General features: G+C 72.6%; 11 protein-coding genes. 5 read left to right on the forward strand and 6 right to left on the reverse strand.

Annotated features, from left to right (window positions below; genetic code table 11):
* Positions 1-14 precede the first annotated feature (14 nt).
* Positions 15-1673, forward strand: a complete 1659-nt coding sequence (locus DMA15_RS28635) for a peptidoglycan-binding domain-containing protein (RefSeq protein ID WP_125515617.1) — start codon at positions 15-17, stop codon at positions 1671-1673.
* A 5-nt stretch (positions 1674-1678) separates the two neighbouring features.
* Positions 1679-3064: a hydrogenase expression protein gene (locus tag DMA15_RS28640; protein WP_125515618.1), complete on the forward strand. Its 1386-nt coding sequence runs from the start codon at positions 1679-1681 to the stop codon at positions 3062-3064.
* A gap of 49 nt (positions 3065-3113) precedes the next feature.
* Here the strand turns inward: DMA15_RS28640 and DMA15_RS28645 are convergent, their stop codons facing one another.
* The 5 genes from DMA15_RS28645 to DMA15_RS28665 all read right to left on the reverse strand — a co-directional run bounded on the left by DMA15_RS28645 (position 3114) and on the right by DMA15_RS28665 (position 8134).
* Positions 3114-5156: an ATP-binding protein gene (locus tag DMA15_RS28645; protein ID WP_240659975.1), complete on the reverse strand. Its 2043-nt coding sequence runs from the start codon at positions 5154-5156 to the stop codon at positions 3114-3116.
* Positions 5153-5833: a DUF4255 domain-containing protein gene (locus DMA15_RS28650; protein ID WP_125515619.1), complete on the reverse strand. Its 681-nt coding sequence runs from the start codon at positions 5831-5833 to the stop codon at positions 5153-5155. The genes DMA15_RS28645 and DMA15_RS28650 overlap by 4 nt, the downstream gene beginning before the upstream one ends.
* A 46-nt stretch (positions 5834-5879) precedes the next feature.
* Positions 5880-6566 carry a response regulator transcription factor gene (locus DMA15_RS28655; protein WP_125515620.1) on the reverse strand — a complete coding sequence of 229 codons (687 nt, stop codon included), beginning with the start codon at positions 6564-6566 and terminating at the stop codon, positions 5880-5882.
* A gap of 151 nt (positions 6567-6717) precedes the next feature.
* Positions 6718-7320 (reverse strand): NAD(P)H-dependent oxidoreductase, encoded by a 603-nt coding sequence (locus DMA15_RS28660; RefSeq protein ID WP_125515621.1) that lies wholly within the window; start codon positions 7318-7320, stop codon positions 6718-6720.
* Between the two features lie 181 nt (positions 7321-7501).
* Positions 7502-8134, reverse strand: a complete 633-nt coding sequence (locus tag DMA15_RS28665; RefSeq protein ID WP_125515622.1) for a hypothetical protein — start codon at positions 8132-8134, stop codon at positions 7502-7504.
* Positions 8135-8542: 408 nt separating this feature from the next.
* On the opposite strand from DMA15_RS28665, the gene DMA15_RS28670 reads away from it, so the two are divergent.
* The 3 genes from DMA15_RS28670 (at position 8543) to DMA15_RS28680 (ending at position 14038) form a co-directional block, all read left to right on the forward strand.
* Positions 8543-10099 carry a 3' terminal RNA ribose 2'-O-methyltransferase Hen1 gene (locus DMA15_RS28670; protein WP_164551844.1) on the forward strand — a complete coding sequence of 519 codons (1557 nt, stop codon included), beginning with the start codon at positions 8543-8545 and terminating at the stop codon, positions 10097-10099.
* Positions 10096-12699: a polynucleotide kinase-phosphatase gene (locus tag DMA15_RS28675; RefSeq protein WP_125515624.1), complete on the forward strand. Its 2604-nt coding sequence runs from the start codon at positions 10096-10098 to the stop codon at positions 12697-12699. The genes DMA15_RS28670 and DMA15_RS28675 overlap by 4 nt, the downstream gene beginning before the upstream one ends.
* A gap of 106 nt (positions 12700-12805) precedes the next feature.
* The gene (locus DMA15_RS28680) at positions 12806-14038 is read left to right on the forward strand and encodes an arginine deiminase (RefSeq protein WP_125515625.1); all 1233 of its coding nucleotides are present in this window, start codon (positions 12806-12808) and stop codon (positions 14036-14038) included.
* Positions 14039-14074: 36 nt separating this feature from the next.
* Here DMA15_RS28680 and DMA15_RS28685 read toward each other — a convergent pair whose 3' ends face one another.
* Positions 14075-14530 carry an ATP-binding protein gene (locus tag DMA15_RS28685; RefSeq protein WP_125515626.1) on the reverse strand — a complete coding sequence of 152 codons (456 nt, stop codon included), beginning with the start codon at positions 14528-14530 and terminating at the stop codon, positions 14075-14077.
* Between the last annotated feature and the right edge of the window lie 55 nt (positions 14531-14585).

Raw genomic sequence — 14585 nt, forward strand, 5'->3', positions numbered from 1 at the left:
TCTACCGTGCCCGTATGACGTGGTGGAACTCCCTTGACCCGGCCGCGGTGACCGTTGACCCCGGTGGCCGAGCGACCGTACGGCTTCGCGTACGCAACACGGGAGACACGGTCGAGGAGTACCGGCTCGGGGTGGTCGGCACCCCGGCGGGCTGGGCCCGCGTCGAACCGGACGTGCTGCGGCTCTACCCGGGCAGCGAGGGCACGGCCGAGATCTCCTTCGCGCCGCCCCGCTCGCCGGACGCGACCGCGGGGCCGGCACCGTTCGGCATCCGGGTCGAGCCCCGTGAACACCCCGAGTCCCGCGATGTCGTCGAGGGCCAGGTCACCGTCACGCCCTTCTCCGAGATACGGGCGGAACTCCTTCCGCCCACCGTCGTCGGCCGTTTCCGCGGCCGCGCCTCGCTCGCCGTGGACAACCTCGGCAACACCCCGCTCACCGCGTCGCTGATCGCCCGCGACGACGCCGACCGGCTCACCTTCGACGTCCTGCCCACGAGCATCCAAGTCGCCCCGGGCCGTGCGGTGTTCGCCAAGATGACGGTCCGTCCGCAGCAGGTCCAGTGGACGGGCCCCGCCCAGCCGCACCCGTTCACCGTCTCCGTACGCCGCTCCGGCGACGAGACCGCCCACGAGCTGCCCGGCAGCTTCGACCAGCGTCCGGTCCTGCCGCGCCTGCTCCTCGCGCTCGGCGGTGTCCTCGCGGCTCTCGCCATCGCGTTCGTGGTGTTCTGGTTCTCCTTCGCGCCCAAGCTGACGGGCTCCGCGCGCGAGAACCAGGCCGCCGCGGCCCCGGACACCGCCCCGCAGGGCGGCGAGAAGGACAAGCTCGGGGACGCGCCGCCGGCCCCGAAGGACAAGAAGGTCGTCGACTCCGCGGGCGACGGCGGCGGCGGAGGCGAGGCGCCCGGCGGAGGGGGCGCGGGAGAGGGCGGCGGCGGGGGCGAGAAGGGCGGTTCCGGCGGCTCGTCCGGTGGTTCGTCCGGCGGCTCTAACGGTGGTGGGGGTGGCGGTGGCGGCTCCGGCGGCACGTCGAAGGCCGGAGGTGGCGGTGGCGGCGGTGGCGGTGGTGCTTCCAAGGCGGGGCCGCCGTGGAAGCGGGGCTACAAGTCCGACGTCGTCGTCGAATACGCCCAGCGCCGCCTCGCCGCCCTCGGCTCCAGGAACCCCTGCACGCTCGACGGCCGTTGGACCCCCGGAGTCATCGACGCCAACACCCAGGCCGCGCTGACCTGTTACCAGGAGGCAGTCATCCGCAGCGGCCAGAGCAGCGGCCGGAACACCGCCCAGATCTTCGCCACCGACGACAAGGGCACCCTCGGCCGGGCCACCCTCACCTCGCTGTGGGCACAGGGCATCCGCGCCGACGACGTCCGCTCCGGTGCCGACAACTGGGAGGTCGTGCAGTTGCAGGCGGCGTTCTGGTGGGCCTCGCAGGCCGGCATCAGCGACGACGACCTGAACCGCGACCGTGCCTACGCCCGGCGTGGCGTCGCCTACTTCAAGAACGGCGGCACCCCGCCCACCACGGCCCGCTACAACGGCAACACCGCCGCCCACATCAAGGAGTACCAGGGCGCGGTCGGCCTGCCGCGGACCGGTGTCGCGGACAGCGCCACCCTGCGCGCGATGGTCGGCGGCAGCGTGAAGAGCCCCGGCGTGGTGGGACGGTGAGCGAGATGTGGACAGCGCTTGAGCCCTCCGCCACCACCGTGGACCCCGGCTCCACCGCGAGCGTGCGGCTGCGCGTGCGCAACACGGGTGACACCGTCGAGGAGTACCGCCTCCAGGTGGTCGGCGACGCCGCCGGATGGGCCCGCGTCGAGCCCGACATGCTGCGCCTGTACCCGGGCGCCGAGGCCACGGCCGAGGTCACGCTCGCGCCGCCCCGCACCCCCGACGCCCAGGCGGGCCCGACACCGTTCGGCGTCCGGGTCCGGCCGCGCGAGGCACCGCACACCGCGGATGTCGTCGAGGGCCAGGTCACCGTGGGCCCCTTCACCGAACTCCGTACGGAACTCCTGCCGTTGGTCGTACGCGGCCGACTGCGCGCCAAGGCGTCGGTGGCCGTCGACAACCTCGGCAACCAGCAGCTGACCGCCTCCTTCTCCGGCCGCGAGAACGGCGAGGAGCTGGAGGTCGAGGCCGAGCCGGGCTCGGTCCAAGTCGCCCCGGGCCGGGCCGGGTTCGCCGAGCTGAGCCTGAAGCCCGGCGCGGTGAGCTGGGTCGGCGGCACCCAGAAGCATCCGTTCACGGTCTCGGTGTTACGGGCCGGGGTGCCCGATCCGGTGGAGCTGCGCGGTACGTACGTACAGCCGTCGGTGTTTCCGCGCTGGGTGATGGCGGTGTTCTCGGTCCTGGTCGCGTTGGCCGTGGCGGCGGCGGTGATGTGGTTCCAGCACAAGCCGAACCTGGCCACCCAGGCCAGGGAGAAACCCGGCAAGCAGCAGCAGCTCCCGCAGGGCGACGCCATGAAGCCCGCCCCGAGTCCCAAGCCGAGCCCCTCCAAGGAAGAGAAGAAGGAGGAGGAGCCCGCGCCGCCGGACGAGAAGAAGGACGACGCGTCGAAGTCCAAGCCGGGTGGCGGCGGTGAGCAGAAGGACGACGAGCCCGAGGGCCCCACGACGCACACCATCCGCAGCGCCGAGGGCAGCGGATGGTACCTGGAGGTGAAGCAGGGGAAGGACGCCGACGGCACCTACGTCGGGCAGAACCCCTCCCTCACCGACGAGTTCGGCAAGAACCAGGACTGGATCCTGCACCACTACCCCGAGTCCGACAGCTATTCCCTGGAGCCCGCCCACGCCCCGGGCACCGTCCTTGACCAGAAGGTGAACACCAACATCGCCCAGATCGTCCACGCCTCTCCGGAGAACATCAAGAGCGGGCAACTGCCTGGCAACCAGAAGTGGAAGCTGGAGAAGCGTGACGACGGGCTGACGCGGATCGTCGCCGTCGGCTCCGGCGAGTGCCTCGTCGACATGCAGAACGACACGAGCGCGGTCACATGGAAGTGCGACGACCGCAAGAGCATGGGCTGGACGATCTCCGACTGGCCGGAGTAGCCGGCCACCGGGCCGGCCGGGGTGGGCCGGCCGGCCCGGAGCGGGCGGGTCACTGCCAGGGCAGTGACCCGCCCGGCTCCAGTCGGCCCATCTTGCGGTACTCACGTCGCGCCCCGGCCCTCACGTCCGCGCCCGAGACCGGGCCACCGCGCCCCGCCGCCAGATAGGCGGCGGTCACCGCGGCCGACCGGATGCCACCGCCCGCCAGCTCGAACTCCTCGGCGCACGCGGTGATTTCGGCGTCCAGGTCGGGCGTGTGGGGCGTACCGGCCAGGCAGGTGCGCCACAGCGTGACGCGCTGCTCGACGTCCGGGAACGGGAAGTCCACCACGAGGTCGAGGCGCCGCGTGAACGCGTCGTCGATGTTCGCCCGCAGATTGGTGGTGAGCACGGCGATCCCGTCGAACGCCTCCAGGCGCTGGAGCAGATAGGCGCTCTCCAGGTTGGCGTACCGGTCGTGCGAGCTCTTGACCTCCGAGCGCTTGCCGAAGACGGCGTCGGCCTCGTCGAAGAGGAGTACGGAGTCCGTGCGGTCGGCCTCGGCGAAGATCTTCTCCAGGTTCTTCTCGGTCTCGCCGATGTACTTGTCGACCACCGCGGAGAGGTCCACCACGTAGAGATCCAGGCCCAGTTCACCGGCGACCACTTCGGCCGACAGCGTCTTGCCGGTGCCGGAGTCCCCGGCGAACAGCGCGATCACCCCGCGCCCACGCCCGCCCCCGGTGCGCAGCCGCCACTCGCCGAGCACCTTGTCGCGGTGCCGCGCGCGCAGCGTCAACTCCCGCAGGATGGCGAGGGGTTCCTCGGGCAGTACGAGGTCTTCGAAGCCGACCTCGGGCCTGATCCGCCGGGCGTGCTTGTCGAGGAGGGGCGCGGATTGCAGCCGGGCGCTGCCCTGGACGTGCGCGGCCGTCGGCGCGGTGCCGTCGAACGCGGCCAGGGCGGCGGCGGCCCGCGCGGCCCGGCGGATCTGCGCGGGGCCGAGCCGGTAGGGGGCGACCGCCTCGCCGAGGTCGAAGCCGAGGTCCGGCTCCCCGACGGGTGCGTGCCGGGCGAGTTCCGCGTGCCAGGCGCGGGGGGCGTCGACGCCGTCCTGCGGCGGTACGTCCAGCGCGAGCAGGCCCGCGTCGGGCGCCCACCCGGGGTTGTAGGGCTCGCTCCCGATGAGGACGAGGGGTACGTCTCCCGTCGCCAAGTCCCTTACCAGGGCGCCAGGTTCCGACGGAAGCGGCGCCACGACGAGCGCGGCCCGCCGCAGCCTCGCCTCGCGCACCAGCGCGAGGGCGGTGCCGGTGTCCGTGCCCCCGGCCGGGGGCAGGTGGCGCAGTACCGGCAGCCCGGCGGCCCGCAGCGCGGCGATGACCGGCTCGGCGGCGGTGTCCTCCCTGCGCTCGCGCAGATGGACGAGGAGGGGTCGCTTGGCGGCGAGTTCCGCGAGGCGCGCGGCGAAGGGGTCCGCCGACCGGTGCTCGGCGGGGCGCGTCTCCGCCGGGGGCAGCAACTCGACCGTCGGGCCCACCAGGTCCGGGTCCAGCGCGTCGTCCCCGAGCAGCCACGCCACCACCCGCTCGGGTACCCGCAGCGCGCGCCCCGGCAGCGGCCGGTCCTCGTCGTCCAGAGCGATGAGCCCCCCGGCGCGCAGCGGCGCCCGGGGGTGGAAGCGGGCGCGGGCCGCCGGGTCGTGCGCCCCGGTGCCCGCGAGGTCGAGGGCGAGCGCGACCGTCGCCCTGCGCCGCCCCACGTCGTCGTTGAGATACCCGTACAGCGGCTCGAAGCGGCGGTCGACGTCGGGTGCGAGGGCGGCCAGCAGAATGTGCCGGTCCAGCGGCGCGAGGCCGAAGAGGTCCGACAACAAGCCGAGAGGCCAGCCCAGTTCGGCCTCAACGGACAACGGTGCCGGAGCCGCCGGGGGGCCCGGGGCTCCTGGGGGAGCCGTCGCAAGGCGCAGCGCCGTCTCCGGCGACACATACAGCCCGCGCAGCGGATCCGCCGCCGTCGGGTCGTCGGAGCTACGCCGCTCGACCAGCTCCGCCACCCGCCCGCGCAGCGCGTGGAGCAGCGCGAGCACCCCTTCGGAGGCGGCGGCGCTCACCGCGTCCCCTTCCCCGCGCCCGGCTTTCCGTCGCTCAGCTTTCCGTTGCCCGGCTTTCCGTCATCCGGCCTGATCCGCATCCGCCGGGGCCGCGCGTCGCCCGGCTCGCCGTCGATACCGCGTACGACGACCGCGCCCTCGGTGACCGGCGGCGCCACGTCGTACACCGGCGAGACCGGGAACGGCACGGTGATCACCACGTCCAGGGACGGCTTCAGCTCACCGCCGAGCGCCGACCAGATGTCGGCGATGGACCGGGACTCGGGCGGCGGCACCGCGACGCCCAGCGGCAGCGGCACCCCCAGCGCGGCGAGCGCGGCCGGCAGCCGGTCCGGCGGCAGCAGTTCGTGGGCGAGCAGGGTGCCGAGGGCCGCCGACAGGAGCCGGTGCTCGTCCTCCGGGCGGTTGGTCCAGGCGGTCAGCAGGTACGAGAGCCGGAACCAGCGGGGCGGCTGGCGCCTGCGCAGCACCACGCCGTCCGGACCTCGCTCCGCGTACGCGCCGCGCTCGCGGCGGGCCACGTCCTCGCGGATGTCGTACAGGTACGAGTTGAGGGTGGGCGCGTTGCGGCGCGCCGCCCAGTCGCGGTTGGGGGCCTCGAAGACGACGTCGCCGGTCCCCTCGGGGAGCGCTTCGCGCAGCAACCGCCGCAGCGCCTCGTCCACTTCGTGGATCACGTCGACGCCCCCGGCCCGTGGGGTCGGAGGCGGTGGCTCGGCTGCATCAGATGTACCCCTCCCGCAGCGCGTACGCGACGGCATGTGCGCGGTTCTGCAGCTGCAGGCGCGTCATCAGCGCGTGCAGGACGTTCTTGACGGTGCGTTCGGAGTAGGCGAGCTTCTCCGAGATCTGCTTGGTGTCCAGGCCCTCCGCGATCAGCCGCACCACGTCGACCTCGCGGGGCGCCATGCCCAGCGTCGGCACGAGCGCGCCGCCGGCGGACGGCGAGCCGTCGAGCGCCGAGAGCCGCAGCCGCCCCAGCTGGGTCATGAGCCGGTTGATGAGATCGGGCGGCAGCTCCCCTTCCCCCCGCGCCGCGCTGTGCACGGCGCGCAGCAACTTCTGCGGGGTCGCCTGGTGCCGCCAGAGGATGGCCCGTACGCCACACTCGACGACCGCGAGCAGCTCCGGCTCGCGCAGCTCGCTCGCGATCAGCACGACGCGCTGCTCGGCGGACCTGGCGAGGCGGCGCAGTTCGGTGCCCGCGAGGTCGTCGAGCCGGTCGACGAGCATGACGGCGACCCGCTCCGGTGGCGGCGCCGCCGTGTGCGTGGTCCTGGCCGGCTGCGAGAGGTCTCCGGCACGGTCCACCAGCTCGACGCTGGGCTGGTGCTGGAGGTGACTGATCACCCCGGCCCGGCTGAGGGGGTCGGTGGCGTGCACGGCCACCGGTATGCGTGTATCCGACACTGGTTGTTCCCTGTCTTCCCCCGAGTAGCGACGGGCACAGGGTGATCGGAACCAATCAACAAACGATTGCCGATGGATCAACGCGGACGTTTACGGACGTGAGCGGACGCGAGGGGATACGTAAGCGGACACGTGAGCCGGACGTCAAGGGTCACGAGGCCGGGGGCGGGTACGGGGCTCCGCTCAGCAGCCGGGCGAGGTGGACGGTGTTCGCCGCGAGGGCCCGGGTGGTGTCGGCGACGGCGTCGGGGGTCTTGTCGAGATCCTGGTAGTCGGTGCCCTGCTGGGCCTCGCCCACCCAGTAGGTGACGGCTCCCGGCGCGAGGCTGAAGCCGATGTCGTTGAGACCCTGGAAGACGTCGGCGCTCACCTTGTGCGCGCCGTCCTCGTTGCCCACCACCGCCACGGCCGCCACCTTCCCGTGGATCAGCGGGCGGCCCTCGTCGTCGGTCTCGGACTCGGCGTTGAGCCGCTCCATGACGCGCTGGCAGATGCTCGAAGGGTGGCCGAGCCAGATCGGCGTGGCGATCAGCAGGATGTCCGCCGCCAGGACCTTCTCGCGCAGCGCGGGCCAGGCGTCCCCGTCGCCCAGGTCGGTCGAGATGCCGGACTTCACGTCGTGGTCGGCGACGCGCACGGACTCCACGCTCACCTCCAGCTTCTCCAGCTCGGCCAGCACCTGCCCGGCGAGCAGCTCACTGCTGGAGGGCGAGGGGGAGGGGGAGAGGGTGCAGACAAGTGCCAGGGCGCGCACGGGGACTCCTTCATGGGACGGATACGTTGAGAGGCCTCCAGTTACCTGATCGTCATGTACGAAACATGACCGCGCATGCCGGCGAGGGGCATCCGCACGGTCCGGGGGGCCGGGGGCCGGGGCCCGGAGACGGCGGCCCGGACCGCGCCCCGCATGCGCGCACCGCCTCCGGGTCCGCCTCCTACTGGACGGCGGCCCGCACGAGGACCTGTTCCGTCTCGGAGGGGAAGAACCCGGTGATCCCCAGCATCAGACGCAGCGCGGTGGTCACGCGCGGAGGCAGCGGCCGCGGCAGGCCCGCCGGGGCGAAGGCGGCGCCGGACGTTTCGGCCCGCGCCACGTCCAGCTCGTGCTGCGCACGCTGTGCCTCGCCGTTGCGGATGTGCAGAAGCGCGCGCCGGACACCACCCGAGGCGTGCTCGGAGACCTTGAGCAGCACGTCGATGCCGGTCGCGGTCGGGTCGGGGCCTTGCGGGGGGATGCCCGTCGCGAATCCGCCGGCGATGGATCCGGCGGTCGGGGGTCCGGCGACCGGGGACCCGGTGGTCATGGATCCGATCGCCGCGGACCCGGCGGTCGCAGACCTGGCCGTCACGGATCCACCGGTCACAGAGCCTGCCGTCCCCGCACCGGACGCACCGGACGCCCCGGCGCCAGCCGGCACCGACTCGGCCATCCCCGCACCAGTCACCCCCGCACCAGCCGGCACGGCCCCCGCGGCGGCGCACTCCACCGCGGCCACCCGCAGGTGGGTGCTCGCCTTGTCCAGGATCTTGACGATCGCACACAACCGTCCTATGTCGAACGACGTCATACGATCACTCCTCTGCGATGCCGCGCGTTCGAGCACGCGCGCGAGTAGGACTGCCAACAGGCGTATCACCGGCGTGCGCGCCGACCGAACCCCTCCGAGGGAGCGCACACGGCGCGCAGAGAGGAAAAGGCGCCAGCACATCGGCCCGTCCTTCCGCCGGGGGGCGCACGCCGAGTGGCGGGCGGAGCCGGATTTCCAGTGGCCCTCCACCCCCGCCCTGACGAGGGAAAATTCCCGGGTGCGCCCGCGGCGGGGGCGGTACGTTGAGGGGGCGCGCCGGGGATGGGGGCGCCGCGCGGACGGGTGACCGAGGCGCGGCGCGCGTACCGCCGCGAGCCCGGACAAGGGCCCGCGGCCGAGTCTCCGGGGCGCACCTCCACTCAGACCCCGTTTCGAGGCCAACCCACCGTGTTCCTGACGATCACCACCACCGGCACCCCTGAACGCCCCGCGACCGACCTCGGGTTCCTGCTGCACAAGCATCCCGGGAAGACGCAGGAGTTCTCCACCTCCTACGGCACCGCGCACGTCCTCTACCCCGAGGCGAGCGCGGAGCGCTGTACGGCCGCGCTGCTCCTGGAGGTGGACCCCGTCGCGCTCGTACGGCGCGGCAAGGGCAAGGGACGCGGCGGCGCGCCCGACGCGGCGCTCGCGCAGTACGTGAACGACCGGCCCTACGCCGCCTCGTCGCTGCTCGCCGTGGCGCTGAGCGCGGTGTTCTCCAGCGCGATGCGCGGCGTGTGCGCCGCGCGTCCCGAGCGGGCCGCGCAGCCGCTGCCCCTGCGCGTCGAGGTCCCCGCGCTGCCCGCACGCGGCGGCGCCGAGCTGGTGCGGGCGCTGTTCGAGCCGCTGGGCTGGACGGTGACGGCGACGCCGGTCCCGCTGGACGAGCGGTTTCCCGAGTGGGGCGATTCGCGGTACGTCAGCCTCGTACTCGACGTGCCCGAAGGGAAGTTGACCCTGGGTGAGGCGCTGCGGCACCTGTACGTGCTGCTGCCCGTCCTCGACGACGCCAAGCACTACTGGGTGTCGCCGGACGAGGTCGACAAGCTGCTGCGGGCCGGTGAGGGCTGGCTCGCGGACCACCCGGAGCAGCAGGTCATCACCAGCCGCTACCTCGCGCGGCGCTGGTCCCTGACCCGTGAGGCGAGGGAGCGCCTTGAACTGGTGCGGCTCGCCGACGTGGACGACACGGACGTCGCGGAGATCGACAACGCCGTCGACGAGGACTCCGCCGCCCCCGGTGAGGAGTCCGCCCCCGATCTCGAAGAGGCCGAGGGAAAGCCCGTACCGCTCGCCGTGCGGCGCCGCGAGGCGATCCTGGCGGCGCTCACCACCGCGGGCGCCGGGCGCGTCCTCGATCTCGGCTGCGGTGAGGGCCATTTGGTGCAGGCGCTGCTCAAGGACACTCGGTTCACCGAGATCGTCGGCGTCGATGTGTCCATGCGCGCGCTGACCGTCGCCTCGCGGCGGTTGAAGCTGGACCGCATGGGCGAGCGCCAGGCGGAGCGCGTCAAGCTCTTCCAGGGCTCGCTGGCCTACACCGACAAGCGGCTCAAGGGGTACGACGCGGCGGTGCTCAGCGAGGTCATCGAACACCTCGACGTGGAGCGGCTGCCCGCCCTGGAGTACGCGGTGTTCGGTTCCGCGCGGCCCCGCACGGTCCTGGTGACCACGCCGAACGTCGAGTACAACGTCCGCTGGGAAACGCTCCCCGCCGGGCACGTGCGCCACCGCGACCACCGCTTCGAGTGGACGCGCGAGGAGTTCGGGGCGTGGGCCCGCCAGGTGGCCGAACGGCACGGGTACGACGTGGATTTGGTGCCGGTGGGCGACGACGACCCCGAGGTGGGGCCGCCGACCCAGATGGCGGTCTTCACGCAGACAGAGCAGCAGACGCAGCACACGAAGAACACACAGCACACACAGCACGCGAAGAACGCGAAGGAGGTGCGGGCGGCATGACCGACGACACCAGCACCGGCAACACCAACAACACCGGCGCCAACGCCGGCACCAACATCGAAGCCCCCAAGCCCGCCCGCCGGCTCCCCGTCACCGACCTCTCCCTCGTCGTCCTCATCGGCGCCACCGGCTCCGGCAAGTCCACCTTCGGGCGGCGGCACTTCAAGCCCACCGAGGTGATCTCCAGCGACTTCTGCCGCGGCCTCGTCGCCGACGACGAGAACGACCAGAGTGCGAGCGGTGACGCCTTCGACGTACTGCACTACATCGCGGGCAAGCGCCTGGCCGCGGGCCGGCGCACCGTCGTCGACGCGACGAACGTACAGAGCGAGAGCCGTAAGCAGCTGGTCGAACTGGCCCGCAAGCACGACGTGCTGCCCATCGCCATCGTGCTCGACGTGCCCGAAGAGGTCTGTGCCGCCCGCAACGCCACCCGCGCGGACCGGGCGGGCGTGCCGCGCCGCGTCATCCAGCGCCACCAGCGCGAACTGCGCCGCTCCCTGCGGCACTTGGAACGCGAGGGATTCCGGAAGGTGCACGTCCTGCGGGGCGTGACGGAGGTCGACGGCGCCGAGATCGTCACCGAGAAGCGTTACAACGACCTCACCCACCTCACCGGCCCCTTCGACATCATCGGCGACATCCACGGCTGCGCCGCCGAGCTGGAGACCCTGCTCGGCAAGCTCGGTTACGTCGACGGGACGCACCCCGAAGGGCGTACGGCCGTCTTCGTCGGCGACCTCGTCGACCGCGGCCCGGACACCCCGGGCGTGCTGCGCCGCGTCATGGCGATGGTCGCCGCGGGCACCGCGCTGTGCGTGCCCGGCAACCACGAGAACAAGCTCGGCCGCTACCTCAAGGGCCGCGGCGTCCAGCACACCCACGGACTCGCCGAGACCGTCGAGCAGTTGGAGCGGGAGAGCGAGGAATTCCGCGCCCAGGTACGGGAGTTCGTGGACGGTCTCGTCTCGCACTACGTCCTGGACGGCGGCAAGCTGGTCGTCTGCCACGCCGGTCTGCCCGAGAAGTACCACGGGCGCACCTCCGGCCGGGTCCGCTCGCACGCGCTGTACGGCGACACGACCGGCGAGACCGACGAGTTCGGCCTGCCGGTGCGCTACCCGTGGGCGGAGGAGTACCGCGGCAAGGCGGCCGTCGTCTACGGCCACACGCCCGTGCCCACCGCGACCTGGCTGAACAACACCATCTGCCTGGACACCGGCGCCGTCTTCGGCGGCAAGCTGACCGCGCTGCGCTGGCCGGAGCGCGAACTCGTCGACGTACCCGCCGAGCAGGTCTGGTACGAGCCCGCCAAGCCGCTGCGCACCGAGGCGCCGGGCGGCCACGACGGACGCCCGCTCGACCTGAACGACGTGCACGGGCGCCGCGTGGTGGAGACCCGGCACGCCGGCCGCGTCGCCGTGCGCGAGGAGAACGCGGCGGCGGCCCTCGAGGTCATGAGCCGCTTCGCCGTCGACCCGCGCCTGCTGCCGTACCTGCCGCCGACCATGGCCCCCACCGCCACATCCCGGCGCGAGGGCTACTTGGAGCACCCGGCCGAGGCCTTCGCCTTGTACGCGCAGGACGGCGTCGCCCGCGTGGTGTGCGAGGAGAAGCACATGGGCTCGCGCGCGGTGGCCCTGGTCTGCCGCGACGCGGCCGTCGCCCGCGAGCGCTTCGGCGTCGAGGAGGGCCCGACCGGCTCCCTCTACACCCGCACGGGCCGCCCCTTCTTCAGCGACCCGTCCGTGACCGAGGAGATACTCGCCCGCCTGCGCGCCGCCGTCACCGAGGCGGGCCTGTGGGAGGCGCTGGAGACGGACTGGCTGCTGCTCGACGCCGAGCTGATGCCATGGTCCCTGAAGGCCTCCGGCCTGCTCCGCACGCAGTACGCGGCCGTCGGCGCCGCCTCCGGGGCCGTCTTCCCCGGCGCTCTGGCCGCCCTGGAGGCCGCGGTGGCACGTGGCGTCGATGCGGGCGCACTGCTCGCGAGGCAGCGCGAACGGGCCGCGGACGCCGCCGCGTTCACCGACGCCTACCGCCGCTACTGCTGGACCACCGAGGGCCTGGAGGGCGTACGGCTCGCGCCCTTCCAGATCCTCGCCGTCCAGGGCCGCAGCCTCGCCGCGCTCCCGCACGACGAACAACTCGCCCTGATCGACCGCATGGTGGAGCACGACGGGAGCGGCCTGCTCCAGACCACCCGCCGCCTCTACGTCGACACCGGCGACGAGGCGTCCGTGCGGGCAGGCGTCGACTGGTGGCTGGAGATGACCGGCCGCGGCGGCGAGGGCATGGTCGTCAAGCCGATCCAGGCCCTGGTCGGAAACGGCCGGGGGCGGCTCGTCCAGCCCGGCATCAAGTGCCGCGGCCGCGAGTACCTGCGGATCATCTACGGCCCGGAGTACACGCGCCCGGAGAACCTGGAGAAGCTGCGGGACCGCTCCCTCGGCCACAAGCGCTCGCTCGCCACCCGTGAGTACGCGCTCGGCCTGGAGGCGCTCGACCGCCTCGCGGAGGGCGAGCCGCTGTGGCGCGTCCACGAGCCGGTCTTCGCCGTCCTGGCCCTGGAGTCGGAGCCGGTGGACCCGCGGCTCTGACACCGGAGCCGTGAACACCTGAGCCAGATGCGTCATCGGGATCAGATGCGCCATCAGGTGCCGCGTTGACCGCGCGTAGGCCGTCCGGCCGGGGAAAGATGGACCCATGGGATTCCATGTCGACTCCGAGGCCGGGCGGCTGCGCCGCGTCATACTGCACCGCCCTGATCTTGAGCTCAAGCGGCTGACTCCGAGCAACAAGGACACTCTGCTCTTCGATGACGTCCTGTGGGTGCGCAGGGCCCGCCAGGAGCACGACGGCTTCGCGGACGTGCTGCGCGACCGGGGCGTCGCCGTGCACCTCTTCGGCGATCTGCTGACCGAGACCCTGGACGAGCCGGCGGCCCGCCTCCTCGTCCTGGACCGCGTCTTCGACGAGAAGGAGTACGGGCCGCTCGCCACGGACCACCTGCGGGCCGCCTTCGAGACGCTGCCCTCCGCCGAACTGGCCGAGGCGCTGGTCGGCGGCATGACGAAGCGGGAATTCCTGGAGCGCCACGCCGAACCGACGTCCGTGCGCTTCCACTGCATGGACCTGGATGACTTCTTGCTCGGCCCGCTGCCCAACCACCTCTTCACCCGCGACACCTCCGCCTGGATCTACGACGGCGTCTCCATCAACGCGATGCGCTGGCCCGCCCGGCAGCGCGAGACCGTGCACTTCGAGGCGATCTACCGCCACCACCCGCTGTTCCGGGACGGAGACTTCAACATCTGGTCGGAGGGCCAGGCGGACTACCCCTCGACGATCGAGGGCGGCGATGTCCTGGTCATCGGCAAGGGCGCGGTGCTCATCGGGATGAGCGAGCGCACCACCCCGCAGGCCGTCGAGATGCTCGCGCACAAACTGTTCGCGGCGGGCTCCGCGCAGACGATCGTGGCCCTCGACATGCCGAAGCGGCGTGCGTTCATGCACCTCGACACGGTCATGACGATGGTCGACGGCGACACCTTCACGCAGTACGCGGGCCTTGGCATGCTCCGCTCGTACACCATCGAACCGGGCGTCGGCGACCGGGAGTTGAAGGTCACCGACTATCCGCCGGAGAACATGCACCGGGCCATCGCGGCCGCGCTCGGGCTTGACTCGATCCGGGTGCTCACGGCCACGCAGGACGTGCACGCGGCCGAGCGGGAGCAGTGGGACGACGGCTGCAACGTCCTCGCGGTCGAGCCGGGTGTGGTGGTCGCGTACGAGAGGAACGTGACGACCAACACGTATCTGCGCAAGCAGGGCATCGAGGTGATCGAGATCCTGGGGAGCGAGCTGGGGCGCGGCCGGGGCGGGCCGCGGTGCATGAGCTGCCCGGTGGAGCGGGAGGCGGTGCCGGGGGGGTAGTGGCGCGTCTACCGTGCCGCGCCGGTTCGGCCGGGCTCAGCCGATGCCGGGCCCGATGCCCGGCCCGCCGCCGCATCCGCGGGTCGGGAGCGTGAACCACACCGCCTTGCCGGACGCCGTGGGGCGGTGGCCGCAGGACGAGCTGAGGGTGCGGATCAGGAGCAGGCCGCGGCCGTGCTCCTGCCAGGGATCCGGCTCCTCGGGCGGGCAGGGGGCGGTGAGGTCGCCGGGCGGCAGCGGGCTGGAGTCGTGCACCTCGACCTGGCAGCCGGTGGGCAGCAGCTCGATCACCAGCTCTATGGGGTCCTGCCCCCTGGTGTGCTCGACGGCGTTGGCGACCAGTTCCGCGGTGAGCAGCTCCGCGGTGTCGGTGTCGGCGGACGACTCGATGTCGGTGAGCGCCGTACGGACCAGGGCGCGCGCGACGGGCACGGCTGCCGTGGTGTGCGGCAGCGCGATGCGCCAGGAGGCGGGGGAGGCGGGCTCGTGCAAGGCGGGGGGTCCGTTCAGAGCAGCAGGCGATCCTGCTTTCAACCGTACGAATCTT

This window comes from Streptomyces sp. WAC 01529, assembly GCF_003945545.1.
GTDB lineage: Bacteria > Actinomycetota > Actinomycetes > Streptomycetales > Streptomycetaceae > Streptomyces > Streptomyces anatolicus.